Origin of the sequence: Candidatus Cloacimonas sp., assembly GCA_035403355.1 — a bacterium.
Classification (GTDB): Bacteria; Cloacimonadota; Cloacimonadia; order Cloacimonadales; family Cloacimonadaceae; genus Cloacimonas.
Map to the genome: position 1 here is coordinate 26,744 of DAONFA010000006.1, position 21,293 is coordinate 48,036.

The following is a 21,293-nucleotide window of genomic DNA, read 5'->3' on the forward strand; positions in this document are numbered from 1 at the left end:
TTACTCCTTTGTTAGCTCCGCTAAAATTTCTGCAGGTAAACCCAAAATTCCCGCTATGCGAATTGCACATTGGGGAGGTGCTGTTTTTCGGGAAACAGGCAAAAGTGAATAATCCATTGCTTCCGCAAGAAGCGCCAGGCGTGTTTCCAAACTGTTATCTTGCATTTTTTCCAAACGCTTAAAGCTTTGTTCATCAATTCCTTTGATGGTAAAGTGTGCTAAACCTGCAAGTTCTGTAGGAGCACTGAAATGAGTGGCAGAAATGATAGTGTTATCACTATTTATCAGATACTTAAGCGTAGCTACACAAATTGCCTCACCTTCTTCAGGATTGGTGCCTTTGGCAAATTCATCCAGTAAAATAAGTTTCTGCCCTTTGCGTTGCAGCATATTGGAAAGCGAAACTACTTCCCGGGCAAAGGAACTTAAGGTCTCACTGTTTTCGCCCGAATCGTGATTGTAATAGACCTCCTCAAACAGCGGAAGTTTAGCTTTTTGGGCAGGTATAGGTATTCCCAAAGAAGCCAAAACACACATCTGACCGATAGTTATTAACGCGGTGCTTTTTCCCCCCATATTGGGTCCCGTAATCAAATTATCCTTTTGGCTCATCGCAATATTTAAGGGCTGGTAATTACGCTTAAGCGTTTGCAGAAAAAGTTGCAGCGGCAAATTTACCGCCTCGGAAAGAAAAATGCCTGTAAAAGAAGGAGTTAGAGTAGGAAAGCAGCAGGAATAATGCGCGGCAAATTTAGCCAGACAAAAATCCCAGGCATATTCTCCAATGCTGCCATAAGCAAGTTCAAAAATATTGAAGTCAGTTTGTATTTGTGAGGTAAGATTGGCTAAAATCTGATTTTCTTCTTCGGTTATTTCCTTTGAGAGCTGATGCAGTTGAGCTTTTAGAACGGTTGCTTCTTCCGAATCAGCCAGGCGAAAATTATAATTTGCCAGTCCTTCCGAAACAACAATAAAATATTTGGATGCTAAGATTGCCTCCAGTTGCTCTTTCCGGTTGCGTGAAAGGGTAAATTCCTCCTTCAAAGTTGGCATCTGAAGGTCTCTTTTAGCTTGTTCCAAATCCCTGTGTCGTAGTTCTTTCAGAGCATTGGCAATGTAAAATTGCTTAGAAGTAAGCATTGTTAAGTAAATAGAATAGTAAGGATAAATCCGAAAAGTAGGTAATTTATTGCCTTCGGGATCAAGCAGGGAAAACATATTTTGCAAATCCGGCAAAGGATGTTGATTATCCAGTTTATGCTGTTTCAGATTTTCCTGCAGCTGCAAATAGCTGTAAAGGAATGATTTTATTTCAAATAGTTCATTTAACTCCAAACACTCAGTGGTCTTCAAATGCTTTATCGGCAACAAAGGAAGCTCTCTAAAAAGACCTTCTAACTTTGCTTCCAGGGCTTTATTACCTTTAATTGCCTTCAGGATATTTTCCGTATTGCAATTTTGTGTACACAGCTCCTCATAGCTGTAATGCTTTTTATTCAATTTTTGGTGTTTTACTGTTTCCATAACTTCGCCATTGGTATCCAGCAAGGCGAATAGTTTGTCTAAGAACAGTGCTTCTTTTACATACTTTTGCATTTTACCATCCTTCAAAAGGCATTTTATCTTAGTTACTTCTGCTGTCAATCATTTTTCTGATAGTTCCGTTTCCGGTGCTGAGGATTTTTGTTTGTTGCTTTTGTAAGCGTTGCATTGTTTCCGGATGAGGAAAGTGATATATATTTCTGCGGGAAGCAGTTATCCAAACCTCCCGGGGGTTAACTGCCTGTAAAAAAGAGGCAGAACTGGAACTGCGTGAACCGTGATGAGGAATTTTTAGATAGTCCGCTTTCAGCTCCGGAGCATAATTATCTACCAGATAGTTTTCTGCTTCACTCTCAATATCGCCGGTAAAAAGAATGCTTGCCTTTTTTGTATCTAAGCGGCACACGAGAGAGGAGTTATTTTCGTTTAGGGGACTATAAAACTTATCGGGATGAAGAAACTTCAGCTTTACATTGTCTGTAACGAAAGAACAGGTATCACTAATAGTATTGATTTTAACAGCCGGAAAGGATTTTTGTTGCCTGACGACTTTCCAGAAATCCTGTTTCGTGCTTTCATCGCTAACAAATATCTGCCCTACTTTTTTATTATTTAAAAGGGTTATCAGACCTCCGCAGTGGTCACTGTGTAAATGCGTAAGAACCAGATAGTCAATTTGAGCAATGCCTTTCTTGCCTAACCAGGGAAGTAAATTGCGGTTTAGCCAGCTGTCTTGTGAATATTCGCCTGTGCTTAAAAAACTTTCCCCAAACCCTTTTTTATAGGTGCCACCGGTATCAATCAACATCGTTTCTCCATTGGCAAAATGAATTAGCGTGCAGTCACTTACACCGCAATTGAAAACATACACACTGGTTTCGGATTTATGGAGAAAGGGAATGAAAATGAAGCCGGAAACAAGCACACACATTGGCAGGGTGGCAATTAAAGCCGTTTTGAATTTAGCCCGGATAAGCAAAAAGCCCCATAAAATAACCGTTGCTAAAGCCAATGCCTGAAAAAGAGATAAGTAATTGGCAGAAATTGAGAAAGGCAAATTATAACAAAACTGCATCCATTTTATCCAAAGGGTATTAACCGCTTTGTAAACCAACACAAAAGCCCTGGTTAAATACCAGCCCCGGGGAAAAATCAGCACCAGAAAAGAAAGCGGAAGCAAAATGCCACTCAAGGGAATGCCTAAGGTATTGCCAATTATTCCATTGAGGGAAGCAGTGCCAAAATGATATAGCGTGAAAGGAGTGATGGCTATGGAGATTAAAGCCGAAAGCAAAATGCCGTCTTTTGCTCCCTCCAGAGTTTTATATAACGGATTACTAAGCTTCTTTTCCGCTGAAAAAAGATAAAACCCGGGCATACCGTAAAAAATTACCAGCACCGAAACAAAGGAAAGCTGAAGTCCAATATTAAACAATTGCATAGGACTTAGCAGAGTGATAATGAATAGTGATAACGATAGCGTTTGCGCTCCGGAAACAGGACTTTGCAGCCAGCGCGCTAAAATTACTATCGCTATCATTATTATTGAACGCGTAACTGAAGGAGCCCAGTTATTGAGTGCAGCATACAGCAAAATTATCGGTAAGAAAAGAAATTCTGCCAGTTCTCTGCTAAAAAACATCCGTAACAGCGAAACTAAAATCAAATAGATAAACCAGATATGCATTCCGCTTACAACAATTAAATGAATGATTCCTGCTCCGGTAAGCTGAGTAAGATATTCCTTACTTAACCCCGATTCCCCAAATAGCAATGCTTTTGCCCAATCGGCATCACTACCCAATTTGACATCCAGCGAACTTAGCAGTTTATAACGCAACCTGCCAATTAAAGCGCTAACTTCCAGTTTAGGATACTCTTGCGATTTACTTAACTGATAGGCAATTGCGGAATATTGAGCCGGATAAATATCCAGAATAGGGTCTCGGATTAAGGGATAAAGATTTGCCAATAAACGATAAGTTCTACCTGGAAGCAATGTTTCACTGGAGGAAAGGATTATTTTTTCCTGCAGGGGAAAAGAGGCAAGAGAATCAAGCTCTACAGCATAGCGTTTTTCTTCCACGGAGAAAACCTTTACCACCCTAAAAGTTATCTCCTGCTGCAGCGGTTCTTTTTCCTGCAATAATATCTTCAGCTGCGAACTATCCTGTTGGCAAAGAGATAACCGCAGCATACCTAAAAACAGAAACAGCAGTAAAAGCAAAATTTGGCGTATTTTGCGTATAAAGATGGCAGCTACTGCCAAAGCGCCTGCAATAATTAATGGCAGATATATTTCCGGTTGCAGATATTTAGCCAGAATGATACCGATAGTCCAAAACAAAACCGGTAACAAAAAAGGAGCAGGTGCCTTGCGGTTTGCCTCCATCTATTTTTTTCTCCATCTTCAGGTTAGTAGATTTTCCTTATGCCCCGGAAAAACGACATTCTTGTCGTTTGTGGTTGACCGGGAGGTCAACCCTCTGGAAAAAACGACATCCTTATCGTTTGTGGTTGACCAGGAGGTCAACCCTCCGGAAAAAAGACATTCTTGTCGTTTGTGGTTGACCAGGAGGTCAACCCTCCGGAAAAACGACATCTTGTCGTTTGTGGTTGACCGGCAGGTCAACCCTCCGGAAAAAAGACATTTTGTGGTTTGTGGTTGACCGGGAGGTCAACCCTCCGGAAAAAAGACATCCTTGTCGTTTGTGGTTGACCGGGAGGTCAACCCTCCGGAAAAAAGACATCCTTGGCGTTTTAGGGTTGACCAGGAGGTCAACCCTCCGGAAAAAAGACATCCTTGTCGTTTGTGGTTGACCAGGAGGTCAACCCTCCGGAAAAAAGACATTCTTGTCGTTTGTGGTTGACCGGCAGGTCAACCCTCCGGAAAAAAGACATCTTGTCGTTTGTGGTTAACCGGGAGGCCAACCCTCCGGAAAAATCAACTTAATTTAACCAATCTGCATAAATTTTTTATCTTCGTCTGTATCTTTTACCTAATTAAGGTATGTGTTTTGTCCAAAGCGATATTTCCGCTTTATAAGGTCTTTCCCCATCTTTTAAAGCCCGATTCAGTTTATCCAGCATTTTGGAACGCCTGGCTTTACTATTTGCCTTCACTTTAACGCTAAACAAAGCACTGGCAATTTCTTCGCCTTCAGTATCCCAAACCTTTGCCATTAAAGCAATTTCCTGGTCTCTTTTGCCGGTATTGGCAAGGGTGTATTCCAGTTCTATAAATTGATTGCCGAAATTACTGATGCGGATATCGCTAATCTGGATTCGGGATGCATTTTTTCTTACTCCCGTGCGTTGAATATAAATCCCCAGAATAACAAGCAGAATAACAATTAGCAGAATATACTGCTTTGGTTTATAGCGTTTTGGAAATTCCAGGCGGTCAACTACTCTCATTGTTAATCCTCTAATAAATGAATTGCCAGGCAGAATAAACGGTATTTTGCCAATCCTTAGTGTGGCAGGTTTCAAAACCAAGTAACAAACGGTGGTGTGCAAAAATATCCACCAGGAGATTACTTTTCAGGGTGATAGTTTCTGTTTTTGTGCCTTCAAACCAATGTGCCGTGCCTTCATCAATTTCTTCTGCTGTATGAAAAACAGCGTGGTAATTTTGTTGCCAGTCACTACCAAAACTCCCCTGTTTACAATAAGATACACCTCCCTGCCAAAGAAGAATATCCTTATAGGGTAAACGCAAAAGACAGGAAATATCTACCAGATTGGAACCTTTGGGATAACCAAGGGGTCTGCCATCAGAGGAAAACATTGTCTGAATCAAATAATGCGTATAAGTGAAAGGACGCACAGCTGTAACTTCCGTAGTTATATCTGCAGAAGGACTTTGCGGCAAGGCAAAAGGAACATTCCAACGCATACCGCTCTGCAGAGCATATTTATTTCCCCACCAGGAACTGAAAAGTTTGCTGGAGCTAAATTCATCAATCAACACCTGGGCATAGAGAAATAACGGCTGCACCGGTCTATAATTGCCTCCGGCATAAATCATTACATTATCTCTATCCCAAAGGTTATGTTCAATTGCCCGCCAGAAAGCATTCGGCAAAAAGTAGTTCAGTTCGGGTGAACGGTTACCGTAGATTATTTCTTCTCCTAAAAATAAATCCAGATTGGAACAGGGATGAAAACCCAGTTGATGCAATGCCAGATACTTTTCCGGTAAAAGTTTTCCGTAAATTTCCGTGCTATCTGCCACTAAAGATGCGTGTAAAAAAGAAATACTGAATATACCTGCTCTGCCTTCAGCTAAGATATAACCGTAGTCATTCACCTCGTCACTTAAAATGATACTGCCGCTGATGGAATTGCCCACGGGAAATTTCCCGCGTCCTAAAGCCAGAGTCAAGTTCCTGGCATTGTAACTGATATCACCGCTAAGGTTATCTATGTTCAATTTTTCATCCGCTGGTTTATAGTATCCATCTACCAGCCAGGAAGTTTCTGCTGCTTCCTGATTGCCCCAAAAAATGCCGTTCCACCAGTTAGTATTCATTTCCAAGCGGGTTCCATATTGCGATTTTAGCAGCAAACCGCCATAGAGAAAACTGCAGCTTTCATCTTTCTTCATCGGTTCCAAACCGGCAATAGCATTTATTTCGGCATTAAACTTATAGTCGGGACTTTGATAGCTCATAAGTGAATGTTTAGCATTGCCTACCCGGCAAATATCCAAAACCGCATCCCCAAAACGAGACAGCGGGACAAAAGGTAAATATAATCCATTGCTATAAATAGAAATACTATCATCTTTAGCAGGGAGAGGAGAGCTTAATAAACTTGGTTTTAACCCGGTTTGAATTTCCGGATTAAAGGCAGAGCCCGGAATATAGCTTAATGCAGGTAGTAATGCACTAAAAAGCATTAGGGCTGTCAAACAAACATTTTTAACCATAATAAATCAGGATTCATCCTGATGACGCAATTGCATCAGGCGTTCCACTTCCTCCTCTGATATTTTTAATTCCCTGGCAATTTCACTGTTCTTCCAACCGGAATCAAGCAACCGCTGCACCATAAGAACAAGGGTCTTATTTTCCTCAGCAGGAATTTCTGTTTTATTTTCGGATTCCATCTTGAAGTCCAAAGTTGGTTTCTTTTTGCGTTTGCCTAAATTAGCAATGAGGTGATAGATGAGTATTAATAACAAAATTAGGATGATTAGCAGCATCAATTTCCGCATCCATTTTGTAGCGGGTAATTTCTTATCCTGAATAGTATTAGCTGTTTTACCGGTTTCCGGTGCTTTGGGGATAATAGTTTCAGCTTTTTCTTGGTCGCATACTGTCTTACCGGCAATTTGTGTTTTCTCTGCAGGATTGCATTGTGCTGCCTTGGGGATCTGATTTCCCGTCAAAACTTGCTGGGCTAAAGGATAATACTCTGAATTTTGCGGAATTTTGGCAGCTATGTTATTTATCCGGTTACTGCCTCTTTGTTTTAGCAGTAAAGTCCATTTATACAGTATTGCATAATCTTCAGGATAGCTTTTAGATAGTTCGTAGTAAATTTTATCGGCACTGTTCAGTTTTCCGGCAGAAGCATAAAAATCAGCAAGCTCTAATTTTTGTTGCTTATCAGGTTTAGCAACAATAATATCCAGAACTAATCGTTGGGGAGAATCCAAAATCATCTGTTCCAGAAGATAGGGGCTGGAAACAGGAATAACCATCTTATTGTCAATTTGCTCAATAGCATTTACCAACCCCCCTGGTTGATACTGAATATTTACATTATTGGCATTTGTATTGTCTAAATTGATTTCCACCCGGTTATTACCTTCAATAACTTTATAATCTCCCGTCCCGTATAGACCTATAACAATTCTGCTGACAGCTGAACCGTAATTTTCCATCTCCACATAAGTAAAATCCAGAGCGGAACAAAAAGCCGCAGATAGCAAAACTGCTGTAATTAGAACTCTTTTAATCATATATTCATCTCTTTGCTTTATCGGAATGTGGCTGGTAAAAAACCCTTTGCCACAGAATATTCTTCTTTTTCATTTTTTTTTCTGCTCTAAAATTGGCAAGCTATTTTTATCATAACCCCGCAACTAATTCTATTGTAGCATATTATGCTTTCTTTTTCTTGCTCTGCCCTGAAACCTCTTTTAAGAAGAAACTATAAAAGCGATGGGGCAGATTTTCTCATTAATCCTCCAGCAGATTTTATTACTTGCCAGAAACTAATTCCGGATTATTTTAATAATTGTGTTCTACCTAAAGATGTAGTAGATATAAAAAAGTAACAGTCATCTCTTATAGTAAGAAGATGGTTATCTATGAGATAGGAGAATAAACAGATGTTCTACTTAACCGTTTTTTTTATGCACCCTGTTGCTTTTTACCTAAGTAAAAGGAGGAAAAATGAAAACTAAGATTACTTTTACCTTCGTCGCAATCCTGCTTCTATTTTTATTCACTGCCTGTGACAAAGATGATAATAATAAGCCCCCTGCCAATACGGAAATCACAGTTGCCTTGAATAATTACTGGCAGTATCAAACAGACCTTACTTCCCTTATGGAGGCGCATGATGGCACGATGAATGAGATGCAAAATGCCATTCGCAATTTGGGAAGTAAAAAGAAAAGTCGTGATGCCTTTACCCAAATAGACGCTATGGTAGAGGATTATATTAGCCAGAGTAATGCTATAGCTGGAAAATTTGATGTTCTGGTTCAAGCGGAAAATGCTATAGTTCCTTATGGCGGGAGCAAGAACTTATTAACCGATATCGCCAAAGGTGTATATAACAAAGCGAAGGATACAGTAGTATCAGGTGGAAAGATGGTTCGTTCCGGTTGGCAAGTGATGAGCGGTAAACAAAGTATCCGTCAGGTATTAAATGATCCTGATTCCGGTATTCCCATAATTTCCGGATTTGCAGCAGCCGTCCAGGAACGAAATAGCTCTCGGGATGCAAAAATTCGGGAGATGATTTTACACTGGAATCCTGTAACTTCCCCTACAGATTGCAGTAATACCATTCCTTATGATGATTTGCCTGGTTCTACGCCTCAGGAAAAAGCAAACGCCTATTTGAATATGAGTGACGAAGACCCTGTAAAAATGGGTATGCGAAGAGATGTTATGCTTTGGAGTGATGACGAACGCCAAGCTACTGCCGAAACAGCCAAAAAACTTGGCGAAACGGGTGTGAAAGCTGTTGGTGATGCTTATGGAGGAACTCCTGGTGAATGTGTGAATGAAGTTATGAACCAAATGCTGGATGAAGATGAAACAACTGCTGACTGCGGCACTATGCATATTGATTTTCCTGTTACGGAGAGTAAAACACTGATTATTTCCAAAGCCAATATGCCTGATGATGACCCCCGGATTACAGTTATAATGAATGCTCCCCAAAATCTGGAACAACCATTACCCCCGGGTGAATATCATATTATTGCTTTAGCAGAAGGTTTTATACGAGGTGTGTATGAAAATCTGCATATTGCCAAAACTACAGTTACCAATCTCACGGCAGAATTATTAAAATTAGCGGATAACCCCATTATCATTGAGGATTTAACTGTTCAAGAAGGTTGTATTACAGTAAATCATCCTGTTCATTCCCATCTATCCTGCGTAAGCACAATCGGGCAGGAGCTTTCTTTTGCGTGGACTGTTTCCGGGGGTTCCTATACCGGGTTTAGTGCTAATGGAACAGAACTGACTTTTACTCCCACTGAAGAAAAGGAATATACAATTTCGGTAGATATTTCGGATAATCTTAACAATCATAAAACAAGAAGTATTTCCCTTACTTCTTCAGGGGGAATGTTAGCTATTGACGATTGGGACATTGTTAATGAAAATTTTGCAGATAATAAGCTGAATCCAGGTGAAGACATAACTATTGAGCTTTTTGTAACTAATACAGGAACAACTGCCCTTAGCGGCCATCATAATATTCCTTCCGGAAACGGTTTCACCTCTTTGTTTAATTCCACTGCTGTTAATATATCTGCAGGAACAACATTAGCTATATATGTCCCGCTTAGAATTAATAGCGAAATGAGTATGAATGAAATAACTCTGCAGTATCAATTCACAGCTCAGAATCAGAACAATGACATTGTCCTGATTAGTGATTCTATAGAACTGCCGGTAGATTTTTATGTGACAATAAATGAAATTAGCAATGTAGTAACCAATCGTATTGTGAATATAACAGGAAAAATAGCTAATCCCAGCTTAACTTCTGCCCTATTGATATTGGATAACGATAGTGAACATTCCCTTGAAATGAATTTGAATAACGGATGGTTTTCCCAGGCAGTTGTTCTGAATGGTTCAACAGCAGAAATTTCTCATACGGTTTATGTGATTGCCGTCTCAGGAGGTTTAACCGCTGAAGATACAATGACTTTTACTTCTTTGGTGCCCCTAATGGCTTTGCATTGTACTCTCACCTGGGATACTTCAGGAACGGATGTTGATTTCTGGATTACCGACCCCAACGGAGAAAAATGTTATTATGCTCATCGCCAAACAGCAAGCGGTTTAGCTCTTGATGTTGATGATACAAATGGTTATGGTCCTGAAAATATCACTTCCGCAAGCGTAATTCCAGGTGACTACCTCGTGCAGGTTCATTATTATAGTGACCACGATTATGAAAATGCTATCGGGACCAATTGTGTAGTAGTTGTGCGTCAATCAGAACTTACACCTGTAAATTATTATGGTTATTTAGCTGATACCGGAGATTTATGGACTGTAACCACCCTGCATTATGATAGCGTAACGGGCTGGAGTGTTAAACCAAAGAATGCATACTCCAAAGTTAATATTGCTACTTTACCTAAAAAATAGGAGGTTTATTTCCCGCAGATTACACTGATTTCACGCGGATTACGCGGATAAAAGAATTAGACAAGTATAGTGACCACGAAGCTTCGCTTCAGCAAGGTTTGGACTATTTGGAAGACAATGTTTTGCTTACAATCTTGAAATAATATTACTTATTTTGCTGTTATTGCAGCAATAGAAAAGCGCAAAACCTCATTTTTACTTGACAGCAGTTATTAGCACAAGATATAAGGAATCTATGAATAACGAAGAATATACCGCAATAGACGAATTTGAGCTGGAACCTGAAAACTGGGAACAAGCTGAAAGGACTGAAAGGACAGCTTTTTTAGCTGCATTGGCAAAACCGGCAGAAACCGATAAAGATATTGAAGAATCGCTTAAAGAACTGGAACGCTTAGCGGAAACGGCTGGAATTCAGGTTTTAGGAACTTACCGGCAACGAAGAAACTCCCCCGATAGAGGAACCTATTTTGGCAAAGGTTTTTTAACTGATTTAAGCCAGAAAATGATGCAAGCACAGGCAGATATCTTGATTGTTAACGACGAACTGGAACCTTCTCAAGCACGCAATTTGGAAAGGGACTTTCAAATAACAGTGATAGACCGCACAGAAGTTATCCTGGATATTTTTCATAAACATGCCAAAACGCGCGAGGCAAAGCTGCAAGTTCATCTTGCTGAACTGGAATATCAGCTACCACGCTTAAAAAGGATGTGGGAGCATTTTGATAAAGAACGCGGCGGAGTGAGAAATACAGGTGGAACCGCTACCCGAGGAATGGGAGAAAAACAAATTGAAATTGACAGACGCCTGATTAAGGATAAAATCCGAAAAATCAACAAAGCGATAGAAGCTATCCAGCATCAGAAAGAAACACAACGCAAGCAACGGGAAAAAGCTCGCAAAATATGTCTGGTGGGCTATACCAATGCCGGTAAGTCAACCCTTTTTAATCAGTTAACCAAAGCCAATGTATTGGTGGAAGATAAGCTTTTTGCTACCCTGGATTCCACTACCAGGCAACTGAAACTTTCTACCGGACATCCAGTTGTGCTATCGGATACGGTAGGTTTTATTTCCAAACTGCCACATCATCTAATTGCTTCTTTCAAGGCAACTTTGATGGAAGTGCAGGATGCCAATCTGCTGTTGCAGATAGTAGATGTTTCCGATGACCGCTTTGAATATTATATTCAGCAGGTAAATTCGGTGCTGCTGCAAATCGGAGCTGAAGCCATTCCGCAGATATTTGTCTTCAATAAAATAGACAAAGTGGATACAGTTTTCGTCTCTCTATTGGAACGCCAATTTCCGGAAGGGGTTTTTATTTCGGCTGCACAAAGCATAAACATAGATAAGCTACTGGTAAAAGTAGAAGAAATGCTTTTAGGTAACAGGATTGTGCAGCTGAAAATTCCTTATCCAAAGACAGCTCTTGTTTCCAAATTGCACTCCCTTGCAGAAATTATCAGTGAGGACTATAATGAAGATGGAATCTATATGGAAGTGGAAATCAGCCGGGACGACCTGTATTTAGTGGAAGAATACATAAGGGAAACAAAGAATAACAAATAGAAATTGAATGCCACCGGGAGACCTCTTTTTGCTGATATTCTTATTTCTATATTCATATTACCGCTATTTTGATGTATTCGTTTGGGATTCTCCCTTACATTAGCATAACCTATCACTTTTTCATTTAAAACTGAGAGGATACCTATCTTCTGCTTGATTAGTTGTGGTAGAGATAGGGTGGTCTATCCTGGTATTTTGCCGAGTATCGCCACCACATCACTACCACAACTAATCAAGCAAGAAATTATCCGGATTCTATGCCAAGACGAGATTATAACGAAATGCGGAAGGTTAAAAAGTGCTTACCCTTTCCGGGATAATCAGTTCTGCCTCCGTTGCCTGAATTACATCTTCAATGGTAAGGTCTTCGGCAATTTCACGCAAGTAAAGTCCATCAGAGCAAACTTCTATCACAGCCATATCGGTGATAATAAGGTTTACCTTGCCCTTAGCAGTAAGAGGTAAATTACATTGTTTCAGGATTTTGGATTTACCATATTTATCACAATGTTCCATTGCTACAATAACTTTTTTCGCTCCTGTAACCAAATCCATTGCTCCACCCATTCCAGGAATCATTTTTCCCGGAATTAGCCAATTAGCTAAATTCCCTTCCTGATCCACTTGCAAAGCGCCTAAAACGGTAGCATCTATGTGCCCTCCGCGAATAATAGCAAAAGAGGTAGCAGAATCAAAAAAACTGGCTCCCGGAATGCAAGTGATATATCCACCCCCGGCATTGATCATATCTTTATCTTCCTGTCCTTCAGGGGGTTTAGGTCCTGCACCTAAAAGACCGTTTTCGGATTGAAAAATAACCTGCACATCTTCCGGAATATAGTTTGCGGCTTCAGTAGGTAAACCAATACCCAAATTTACATAATCACCATTTTGAAATTCTTTGGCAATACGGGCTCCGATCATTGCTCTTTTGTCTTGTGCCATTTCAGTTCTCCTTTGATAAAACAAGATAGTTTACAAAAACACCCGGGGTTACTACATCTTCAGGGTCTAATTCACCAATTTCCACTATTTCATCAACTTCTGCGATCGTAATTTTCCCTGCCATAGCCATAATAGGATTGCTGTTTCGGGCTGTTTTACGGTAGGTTAAGTTTCCCAATTTATCTGCTTTATAAGCTTTAATGAGAGCAAAATCGCTCGGAATAGCCGTTTCCAGAAGATACTCTTTGCCCTCAATGCTAATAATTTGTTTATGTTCCGCAACGATTGTTCCCAGTCCTGTAGGCGTTAAAACACCACCTAACCCGGCTCCAAAGGCGCGAACTCTTTCCATAAGCGTCCCTTGTGGAACGAGTTCAATATCAATTTCGCCGGCATTCATTTGTGCCTGAATGGTTTTATTGGTACCCATATGGGAGACCTGAGCGCTTTTAACCATTTTATTTACAATGAGTTTACCAACGCCTCTGTCTTCCCAGTCGGAAGCAATAACAATGATATGCAGGTCTTTATTTCCGTTTTCAACCATTGCATCAATGATTGTTTCCGGAGCCCCAACAGCTAAAAAACCGCCAATGGCAACTCTACTACCTGGTTTAATCATAATGGCTGTTTCAGCAGCAGTAATAATTTGTACCATTATAACTCCTTATATTCTAATTATTTATCTTTATTATATATCAAACAGCAGATTCTGAATGGAGGGACTATCGCTAACGGGTTCAATAATCTGAGGATAATAGTTACAAAAAATCTTGCCATACTCAGGATCAAATTGAGTTCCTGTTTTATTCATCACTTCCTGTCTGGCTTCCGAGGGTTCCAGATATTTACGGTATGCTCTTTTACTGGTCATTGCATCATAGGCATCTGCTATAGTTACAATTCTGGCTAAAGGGGAGATGTGATCGCTGGTTAAACCATAAGGATAGCCATCTCCGTTATACCATTCATGATGCTGAATAATGATCTCATTAACCGGGACAGGAAAACCGATGGGTCTAATAATTTTAGCCCCGATAACGGGATGCTGCTTGATCAGATCATATTCGGAGGAAGTTAAGGGCTCAATTTTGTTGAGAACAGTATAGTCAATACCGATTTTGCCTAAATCGTGAAGGATGGCTCCATAGCGGATAAGCTTAAGGTCTTCGGAATCCAATCCAATCATTTTTCCCAGCATAATACTTAAGACAGTAACTCTTTCAGAATGACCGCGAATATAAACATCATTGGCTTCCAAAGCATTTACCATCGCATGAATAGTGTTCAAATAGTTTTTTTCCAGTTGATTCTGAGCAGCATAAAGTTCCTGAGTGCGTTTCTCCACCAAGCTCTCTAAGTTCAAACGATACATTTCATTTTGAAGCAAGAGGGAATTTTTCTGCAATGCCTGCTTAACGGAAATATGTAAATCAGATAGTTCAAAAGGTTTGTGAAGAATATCAAAAGCACCTAATTGAACGGCAGAGCGTATTTTATCAGGATCGGATTCTCCGGTTATCAGGATTACCGGGATATTAGGATTTAGTTTATTGATATATTCCAAAAGCTGAAATCCTGAAAGATTGGGCATTGCTATATCGGAAATAACTACATTGAAAATATTGCTTTCCAGCAGTTCCAGGGCTTCTTGGGAATTGCTGCAGGCAGTTATTTTACAGGAAAAATCTTTCTGTAAGCTCATTCGGATACAATCCAGTATAGCTAAATCGTCATCTACAATTAGAATCTGTTTCTTTAAGTTTTCCATATCCTTTGCCTTATAAAAATCATAATCGCCTGCCTACAGCACAATCGGTTTTAAGATTTCCGGATAGTTGTTTTTCGGTTTATTTACCCTTTTGCTAACGGGGAACATTTCCAGCTCCAATTCCGCAGGAACCTGCAATAATTTTTGCAGTTCCTGGGGATTTTGGGCTTCAGGGTTCAGCCATAAATCATAGAAAGAAGAATTTAACAAAAAAGGCATTCTGGGGTGCAGGGACTGCATAAAATCATTGGCAAAAGTGGTGATTATACCCAAAGAAGGAATAACGCTGCCGTCAGGACCATACCAGGTATCATAAATACCAGCCAGATAAAGTAGATTATCACTTTTTGCCTTTATGAAAAAGGGTTGCTTATCTGTGTTACGCCATTCATAAAATCCATTGGCTGGAATTAAACAACGCCTGCGTAAAAAAGATGCTTTAAAACTTGGTTTTTCCAGAATTGTTTCACTGCGAACATTAATTAGTGGCTGCTCCGGAATATTTTTGCTCCAGGAAGGAATTAAACCCCAACGGAAAAAACCCAGATAACGGATATCCCTATTGGCAACTACTGCAGCTACAGTATTAGCAGGAGCAACATTATAGTTCAATTCAAGCTGTTCCTGGCTCTCTTTGAGCTTCAGTTCATCAGTCATCTTTTTCAGTTCTTGATCTTTAATAACTTGGGCAAAACGTCCACACATCTATTTCTCCTTCTCGGTTGACAAGATTTATGAAAGCCATTTTTTAGGCAATAACTTTTTTTACCGGCATCTCTGCTGCCACTTAAGATAAAGGAGATATGATGCAAAACAAAGACATAGACATTGTTCTAACTCGCCTGCAAGAACACTTTTACAGTGTTAAAACACCCGTTGTTGACCTTATTCAAATTAAAACTGAAGACCCTTTCAAAGTGCTGGTAGCTACCATTCTTAGCGCCAGAACTAAAGATGAAACTACCGCTAAAGCAGCGGAAAAGCTTTTTACCAAAGTGCAAAAACCGGAAGACCTGGAAAATATTCCCTTGGATGAATTGGATGCTCTAATCACTCCTGTTGGCTTTCATAGAGTTAAAGCTAAACATTTGAAGGAATTACCCAAGGTGCTGAAAGAAAAATTTGGGGGCATAATTCCTGCAGAAATAGATGAGTTACTGGAGCTCCCAGGCGTTGGTAGAAAAACGGCTAACCTTGTGCGTGCCGTTGCTTTTCAAAAACCTGCCATCTGCGTAGATGTTCATGTGCATAGAATTTGCAATCGCTGGGGCTATATTAAAACAAAGACACCTTTGGAAACCGAAATGACCCTGCGCCAAAAACTGCCGCTGAAATACTGGCTGAATTTCAATTCCTATCTGGTTGCTTTTGGACAAAATTTGTGCACTCCCCGCAAACCCAAATGCGAAAAATGCCCTATAGCCGAATTCTGTAAGCGGGTTGGAGTATAAGATTCTCTATAAGTATCACGGATTAAATTGATAAAATAGGTATGGGATAAACAGGACTAAGAGAATTTTGAGGTTATAAAAAAACGCGTAGGGCATAGAGATATACTAAACCTCACTCTTTAAAAGGAAATAGCCAGGGAGTAAAGTTCTTACTGGATTTTTCTAACTATTACTTTGTTACCTTCAATACCTTCTACTATAACTTTAGCTCCAAGTTCCACTGCCTTCTTATCAATTTCAATGGCAGACCATTCCTCGCCTCCAATTTTTACATAGCCCTTCCCCTCTTCAGGAATTTCTTTGGTAACAAAGCCATTCTGCCCTTTTAAAGCATACACATTGGTATTGCCACCCGGTTTGGATAAAAGCTTTTTACCCAGCTTGCGCATAAGAAGAAAGGAGATAAAACTGAGAACGGCAAAAATTAGAATCTGCAGGGGAACACTATTTCCCAAAAAAGGAATCAAAGAAAGCAGAGAAGTTACAATAGCTCCAATTCCGAGCGAAAAAAAGAAAAAGGCAGGATCAAAAATCTCAATGATGATAAACCCTATTCCAAGAATCATCCATATCTGCCAAGGAGATAGTTGCATTTACTGCTTTCCTTCTTCTAACTTTATATTATTTTCATCTTCAGGTTCAGGAGTAGTTTTTTTGTCTTTATAAATCCGTTTAATTTTCCGCTTGCCATGACCGTAATTATAGCGATTGTAATACCGATTATAATAACCTCCGTATCCACCATAACGATAAGAACTGCCTAAACCTCCAGCTCCAATACCTTTTACTCCTAAAGCGGAAAGAAAATACATCAACAAACGGGTTCCGTAATAAATAAGAACGGCTCCCACGGCAAAAATAATAAGCCAGTTAATAAAAATGAGAGCTAAAGATTTAATTGTTACTTCTATTGAACTGGTTTTCTGTTGTGGCACCAAGGTGATAAAGAGAAGAACATTATCTGCTTCCTTCAGCTTATCCAGATTGGAGCGCGTGTTTTGGATTAGTGAATGCAACTCTTCTTTGCGCCTGTTTTGAGTATCGGTAGGAAAGCGGACATTATTTAACTCTGTCTGTTCTTTATCATAACCCTGTAAACGAACAAGTTCACTTTCATAATCAATGTTCACCAAGGCAGTATCAATATGTTCTGCTTGTGAATTTATTGAACCAACGCGATGCAATTTTTCTATAATGACAGGAAGGTCTCTTTTAGGAACACTGAAAATATAAGCACCAAACGAGCTTTCACTTTGCTTTCTTATCTGTTTGAGGGAATGTTCGCTAATGATTTTATCTATAACTGTTTTCGCTTGATCAATATTGGGAGAAGAAAATGATATTTGCGCTTTATTAAGAAATTTAAGGTCACGATAATCATTCTGAGCGGGCTTAAAATCGTAGGTCTCATGTTTACCTGCTTTATCTTGCCATTGAACAATTGAAGCAGCCAAGGCAAGGAACACGATAAATACCGCAATCCCTTTTACTCTGCGTTTTTGTCTCTTATTCACATTAACCTCTTTTATTTATATCTTTTATTAGTTCTGCTGCATGTTTTAGTGCTGTGGAAGTTATTTTTCCGGACAGCATTCTGGCTATTTCCTCCAAGCGTTGTTCAGTTTCCACTTTGCGTATATCCACAAAGCTTTTCTCCCCTTGGGTGAATTTTTCTATTACCAGGTGCGTAGATGCTCTGGCAGCAATTTGTGCCAGGTGGGTAATACAAAGCACCTGTTGCATTTCTGCCAGTTGGGCAATAAAATCAGCTACTTTGGTAGCCGTTTTGCCTCCAATTCCTGCTTCAATTTCGTCCAAAATAATCAGTTTGGGCTCTAATCGGGATGCCAGAACTTTTTTAATTGCCAGCAAAATTCTGGATAATTCACCACCGCTAACTACTGCAGCCAGAGATTTTAATTCAAAACCAGGATTAGCTGAAAAAAGAAATTCCACGCTATCCTGTCCGCTCTCTGTAACGGCAGATATGTATTCTGAAATTAAAAAATTATCCTCAGCTTTTTTGTCAATCCTAATTTCCAATATTCCTTCGGGAATGCTTAGAGTGCGGATATTTTCCTGTAGTTCCTTACTAAGTGCTACCGCTGATTTTTGTCTTTTGCAGGAAAGTTCTTCGCCTTTTTTTTGCAGGAAGGCAAAGTCCTTTTGCAGGATTTGGGTAAGTTCCGCAATTTTCTTTTCGTTATCTGCAAAAGAGGCAATTTGGGCAGCGCGTTCCGTAAAAAGTTGCAGCAATTCTTCAATACTGCGAACTTTATGTTTATACGCCAGGGAATTGATTAAATCCAAACGCTCCTGGATTTTTTCCAAACGCAGAGGATCAAAAGAGATTTTTTCTTTGGTACCGGAAAGATTATTAGCTGCTTCCTGCAGGTTTTCCAATGCCTGTTGCAGACAATCGGCGGCATTTTTTATATCTGCATTGAAGTGTTCATAGTGTTTCAGTTTGGTTAAGTAACCGCTAAGAACATCAAAAACGCTATTTTCCCCCTCAAAAAGTTCGGCAGTAATTTGTTCGCAGAGTTCTGTTATTTCCCCGGTATGAGAAAGCAATTCATATTCGTTTTGCAGTTCTATATCTTCATTGATGTGTAACTTGGCATTTTCCAGTTCTTCAAATTGATAGCGGTATAGGTCATTTATCTGTTTTTGCTTATCTGTTTCTGCTTTCAGTTCTTCCAGTGTTTTCATTGCTGCTTTCATTTCTCTATAGGAAGTGGCAAATTCCTCTCGCAGGGGTAACAGACCGGCATAAGAATCAAGTAAATCAAGTTGATAGGCAGGTGATAATAAGAGTTGCTGATCACGCTGGTGATGAAAGTCAATCAGGTAATTCTTCAATTCTTTCAGTAAACTTACAGCTGTTCTGCGGCAATTCAAAAAGTAGGCAGATTTGCCGTTAGGGCTTATTTCTCTGGCTACAATCAGCTCGTCTTCCGTTTCTATACCGTTATCCGTAAGGAAGCAATTAAGTTCTTTAGCTTGTTTAATATTAAAAGTTGCCTCCAGATAAATGGGCTGGCTTTTATCAAATGCCTCAATGCCGGGTAAATTCTCTCCGCAAATTAAAGAAATTGAGCCCACCAGAATAGATTTACCGGCTCCTGTTTCACCACTGATAATAGTTAAGCCCTTATCCAAAGTAAGGCGTAATTCAGTCACCAGCAGATAGTTTTTCAGATAAAGCTCGGTTAACATTACTTGCCTAAATTCAATTTCCTGCGCAGGATTTGATAGAAAGTCCGATTAGAGAGTTTTATAAAGGAAACGCTGCGTTCTGAGGCGGTTACTAAAACTTCATCCCCTTCCAAAATGGCTTGAGAGTTTTGACCGTCAATTTGCAGCATTGCTGCTTGGCTTAAGCCGTAAACCTTCATCAATAGATGTTCCGTTGCTGGAAAAACCATAGGCCTGATAGCTAAAATATGGGGATTGAGCGGTGCCAGAACAATTGCCTTCATTTCCGGAGCTAAAATAGGACCCCCGGCTGCAAGTGAATAAGCAGTTGAACCGGTAGGAGTTGCAGCAATCACTCCATCGCAACGGGTATCAAAAACATAGCGTCCACCGGCTTTAATTCTGATGTGAATTAGTCCCGGGCTTTCCGCTTTATGAATTACAACATCGTTTAATGCCAATGCTTCATAGATAATTTTCCTCTCGCGTTTCAAACGGCATTCAATCAACATTCTTTGCAGGAGACGGTATTTCCCCTGTTTTAAATTCTGAATGGAAGAAGCAATTTCCGGCAGCACACTTTCCGAAAGGAAACCCAAATAGCCGAGATTAATACCTAAAATCGGAGCTCCGGTTAAAAGAGCCAAGTCCTTGGCTTTCAAAATAGTGCCATCTCCTCCGAAAACCAGAATGCAATCTATGTGTTTCCGGTTTGCCGGTTTGGGCAAGGGTTTAAACAGTTCTTTAGGTAAATCGGGAATGGTATCTATGCTGAAGAAATTTACATCGGAATGATTACGCAATTTCTCCAGCAAGTTGTAGATACTTTTTTTATCGCTGAAGGCAGGATTGATGTAAACGGCAAAGTTCTGCATTATAAGCTCGCATATAGATATTGATAGCTATCGTAGCGTTCATAAGGAATAATACCTTTATCCACCGCTGCCAAAACAGCACAGCCCTCTTCATTGATATGGCGGCAATTGTTGAATTTGCATTTACTGTAAAAGCGGTTAAAACCGGGAAAAACCTTAGGGATATGTTGTTTATCTTCACTGTGTAAAGAGATGGTTTTTATGCCGGGGGTATCTAACAGATAACCTCCAAAGCTCCAGGGAATTAGAGTTGACTGGGAAGTGGTATGTTTACCTTTTTCATTATAATCACTAACCTCTGCGGTAGGAAGATTTAAAGAGGGTTCCAAATAGTTTATCAAAGAGGTCTTTCCGGTTCCCGAGTGCCCTGTAAACACCGATTCCTTATCTTTCAGCAATTCCTTTAATTCCTGCATCCCGCTACCAGTAACCGCAGAAGTGCAAATTAAAGTATAACCTGAACTTTGGTAATAGGCAATTTGGTTTGCCAATTCATCTTCCTCTTCTTTTTTTAGAAGGTCTATTTTGTTAATGACTATAATCGGTTCCAAACCCTGAATAGCTACAATGCAAAGATAGCGGTCTATCAGTCCTGCTTTAAATCTTGGTTTTTTCCAGGAGGAAGTGATAATTACCTGATCAATATTAGCTGCCAGGATAATCTCTTTTTGAAAACTTCCTGTCCCATAACGAATTAGAGCTGAGCACCGAGGCAAAATTTTTTCAATGCGTTTTTCGGCAGCAGGGGCAATATCAACGGCTACAAAATCACCTACAGCAGCAATTGTATGGCTTTGATACAAAAATTGTTTCAAGCGTCCGCTCATTTTGGCTATTACTTTTTCACCGTTAATATCTACCACATAGCGGTAGTTACTTTTAATTTCCAGAATTCTGCCTGTCACCAGTTCCAGTCCTTCTTTATAGGACTTATTTGCTTTTGTACTGATGCGAGCGGTCTTAAATTCTGCCTTTTCTTTTAGGTCATCCAGTAAATCCGGATCAGGTATTTGGACATTTTTTATTCTTTCCGTCCAGCGTCTTGTCTTCTTTTTATCTTTTTGTTTCATTTCC

At 39.9% G+C, this 21,293-nt stretch carries 18 protein-coding genes; 4 read left to right on the forward strand and 14 right to left on the reverse strand.

Annotated elements, in window-relative coordinates:
- The 5 genes from PLE33_02995 to PLE33_03015 form a co-directional block, all read right to left on the reverse strand.
- Nucleotides 1-1,644, reverse strand: a complete 1,644-nt coding sequence (locus PLE33_02995; protein ID HPS60212.1) for a hypothetical protein — start codon at nucleotides 1,642-1,644, stop codon at nucleotides 1-3.
- Nucleotides 1,625-3,934: a DNA internalization-related competence protein ComEC/Rec2 gene (locus PLE33_03000; GenBank protein HPS60213.1), complete on the reverse strand. Its 2,310-nt coding sequence runs from the start codon at nucleotides 3,932-3,934 to the stop codon at nucleotides 1,625-1,627. Before PLE33_03000 ends, PLE33_02995 begins: the two co-directional genes overlap by 20 nt.
- A gap of 611 nt (nucleotides 3,935-4,545) precedes the next feature.
- Nucleotides 4,546-4,959 (reverse strand): hypothetical protein, encoded by a 414-nt coding sequence (locus PLE33_03005; protein ID HPS60214.1) that lies wholly within the window; start codon nucleotides 4,957-4,959, stop codon nucleotides 4,546-4,548.
- A gap of 10 nt (nucleotides 4,960-4,969) precedes the next feature.
- Nucleotides 4,970-6,475 carry a hypothetical protein gene (locus PLE33_03010; protein HPS60215.1) on the reverse strand — a complete coding sequence of 502 codons (1,506 nt, stop codon included), beginning with the start codon at nucleotides 6,473-6,475 and terminating at the stop codon, nucleotides 4,970-4,972.
- Nucleotides 6,476-6,481: 6 nt separating this feature from the next.
- Nucleotides 6,482-7,513, reverse strand: coding sequence for a hypothetical protein (locus PLE33_03015; GenBank protein ID HPS60216.1), 1,032 nt, complete (start codon nucleotides 7,511-7,513; stop codon nucleotides 6,482-6,484).
- 144 nt (nucleotides 7,514-7,657) lie between these two features.
- Between PLE33_03015 and PLE33_03020 the strand changes: the two genes are divergently transcribed.
- The 3 genes from PLE33_03020 (at nucleotide 7,658) to hflX (ending at nucleotide 11,979) form a co-directional block, all read left to right on the forward strand.
- Complete coding sequence (locus PLE33_03020) at nucleotides 7,658-7,831, forward strand: hypothetical protein (GenBank protein ID HPS60217.1); 174 nt, start codon at nucleotides 7,658-7,660, stop codon at nucleotides 7,829-7,831.
- A gap of 118 nt (nucleotides 7,832-7,949) precedes the next feature.
- A complete protein-coding gene (locus PLE33_03025; GenBank protein HPS60218.1) occupies nucleotides 7,950-10,403 on the forward strand; it encodes a hypothetical protein in 2,454 nt (817 codons plus the stop codon).
- A gap of 235 nt (nucleotides 10,404-10,638) precedes the next feature.
- Nucleotides 10,639-11,979, forward strand: a complete 1,341-nt coding sequence (hflX, locus tag PLE33_03030; GenBank protein HPS60219.1) for a GTPase HflX — start codon at nucleotides 10,639-10,641, stop codon at nucleotides 11,977-11,979.
- A 291-nt stretch (nucleotides 11,980-12,270) separates the two neighbouring features.
- Here the strand turns inward: hflX and PLE33_03035 are convergent, their stop codons facing one another.
- Genes PLE33_03035 through PLE33_03050 form a run of 4 tightly spaced genes read right to left on the reverse strand, consistent with a single transcriptional unit; the run spans nucleotide 12,271 to nucleotide 15,400 of the window.
- Nucleotides 12,271-12,924 carry a CoA transferase subunit B gene (locus PLE33_03035; GenBank protein ID HPS60220.1) on the reverse strand — a complete coding sequence of 218 codons (654 nt, stop codon included), beginning with the start codon at nucleotides 12,922-12,924 and terminating at the stop codon, nucleotides 12,271-12,273.
- A 1-nt stretch (nucleotide 12,925) separates the two neighbouring features.
- A complete protein-coding gene (locus tag PLE33_03040) occupies nucleotides 12,926-13,582 on the reverse strand; it encodes a CoA transferase subunit A (protein HPS60221.1) in 657 nt (218 codons plus the stop codon).
- Nucleotides 13,583-13,615: 33 nt separating this feature from the next.
- Nucleotides 13,616-14,695: a response regulator gene (locus PLE33_03045; GenBank protein ID HPS60222.1), complete on the reverse strand. Its 1,080-nt coding sequence runs from the start codon at nucleotides 14,693-14,695 to the stop codon at nucleotides 13,616-13,618.
- 33 nt (nucleotides 14,696-14,728) lie between these two features.
- Nucleotides 14,729-15,400 (reverse strand): SOS response-associated peptidase, encoded by a 672-nt coding sequence (locus PLE33_03050; protein ID HPS60223.1) that lies wholly within the window; start codon nucleotides 15,398-15,400, stop codon nucleotides 14,729-14,731.
- Between the two features lie 101 nt (nucleotides 15,401-15,501).
- On the opposite strand from PLE33_03050, the gene nth reads away from it, so the two are divergent.
- Nucleotides 15,502-16,146 (forward strand): endonuclease III, encoded by a 645-nt coding sequence (gene nth, locus PLE33_03055; protein ID HPS60224.1) that lies wholly within the window; start codon nucleotides 15,502-15,504, stop codon nucleotides 16,144-16,146.
- 149 nt (nucleotides 16,147-16,295) lie between these two features.
- Here the strand turns inward: nth and PLE33_03060 are convergent, their stop codons facing one another.
- From PLE33_03060 to rsgA, 5 genes are read right to left on the reverse strand one after another with little or no spacing between them, the layout of a single operon-like run.
- A complete protein-coding gene (locus PLE33_03060; protein HPS60225.1) occupies nucleotides 16,296-16,739 on the reverse strand; it encodes an NfeD family protein in 444 nt (147 codons plus the stop codon).
- On the reverse strand, nucleotides 16,740-17,660 hold the full coding sequence (locus PLE33_03065; GenBank protein HPS60226.1) for a hypothetical protein: 921 nt from the start codon (nucleotides 17,658-17,660) through the stop codon (nucleotides 16,740-16,742).
- Between the two features lies 1 nt (nucleotide 17,661).
- The gene (recN, locus tag PLE33_03070; GenBank protein HPS60227.1) at nucleotides 17,662-19,365 is read right to left on the reverse strand and encodes a DNA repair protein RecN; all 1,704 of its coding nucleotides are present in this window, start codon (nucleotides 19,363-19,365) and stop codon (nucleotides 17,662-17,664) included.
- Nucleotides 19,365-20,219 (reverse strand): NAD(+)/NADH kinase, encoded by an 855-nt coding sequence (locus tag PLE33_03075; GenBank protein ID HPS60228.1) that lies wholly within the window; start codon nucleotides 20,217-20,219, stop codon nucleotides 19,365-19,367. The genes recN and PLE33_03075 overlap by 1 nt, the downstream gene beginning before the upstream one ends.
- Nucleotides 20,219-21,289 carry a ribosome small subunit-dependent GTPase A gene (rsgA, locus tag PLE33_03080; GenBank protein ID HPS60229.1) on the reverse strand — a complete coding sequence of 357 codons (1,071 nt, stop codon included), beginning with the start codon at nucleotides 21,287-21,289 and terminating at the stop codon, nucleotides 20,219-20,221. Before rsgA ends, PLE33_03075 begins: the two co-directional genes overlap by 1 nt.
- Nucleotides 21,290-21,293: the final 4 nt, after the last annotated feature.

Coding starts and splice junctions, on each gene's coding strand:
- PLE33_03000 (HPS60213.1), bottom strand. CDS start 3,934: ATGGAGGCAAACCGCAAGGCACCTGCTCCTTTTTTGTTACCGGTTTTG.
- PLE33_03005 (HPS60214.1), bottom strand. CDS start 4,959: ATGAGAGTAGTTGACCGCCTGGAATTTCCAAAACGCTATAAACCAAAG.
- PLE33_03010 (HPS60215.1), bottom strand. CDS start 6,475: ATGGTTAAAAATGTTTGTTTGACAGCCCTAATGCTTTTTAGTGCATTA.
- PLE33_03015 (HPS60216.1), bottom strand. CDS start 7,513: ATGATTAAAAGAGTTCTAATTACAGCAGTTTTGCTATCTGCGGCTTTT.
- PLE33_03020 (HPS60217.1), top strand. CDS start 7,658: ATGCTTTCTTTTTCTTGCTCTGCCCTGAAACCTCTTTTAAGAAGAAAC.
- PLE33_03025 (HPS60218.1), top strand. CDS start 7,950: ATGAAAACTAAGATTACTTTTACCTTCGTCGCAATCCTGCTTCTATTT.
- hflX (HPS60219.1), top strand. CDS start 10,639: ATGAATAACGAAGAATATACCGCAATAGACGAATTTGAGCTGGAACCT.
- PLE33_03035 (HPS60220.1), bottom strand. CDS start 12,924: ATGGCACAAGACAAAAGAGCAATGATCGGAGCCCGTATTGCCAAAGAA.
- PLE33_03040 (HPS60221.1), bottom strand. CDS start 13,582: ATGGTACAAATTATTACTGCTGCTGAAACAGCCATTATGATTAAACCA.
- PLE33_03045 (HPS60222.1), bottom strand. CDS start 14,695: ATGGAAAACTTAAAGAAACAGATTCTAATTGTAGATGACGATTTAGCT.
- PLE33_03050 (HPS60223.1), bottom strand. CDS start 15,400: ATGTGTGGACGTTTTGCCCAAGTTATTAAAGATCAAGAACTGAAAAAG.
- nth (HPS60224.1), top strand. CDS start 15,502: ATGCAAAACAAAGACATAGACATTGTTCTAACTCGCCTGCAAGAACAC.
- PLE33_03060 (HPS60225.1), bottom strand. CDS start 16,739: ATGCAACTATCTCCTTGGCAGATATGGATGATTCTTGGAATAGGGTTT.
- recN (HPS60227.1), bottom strand. CDS start 19,365: ATGTTAACCGAGCTTTATCTGAAAAACTATCTGCTGGTGACTGAATTA.
- PLE33_03075 (HPS60228.1), bottom strand. CDS start 20,219: ATGCAGAACTTTGCCGTTTACATCAATCCTGCCTTCAGCGATAAAAAA.
- rsgA (HPS60229.1), bottom strand. CDS start 21,289: ATGAAACAAAAAGATAAAAAGAAGACAAGACGCTGGACGGAAAGAATA.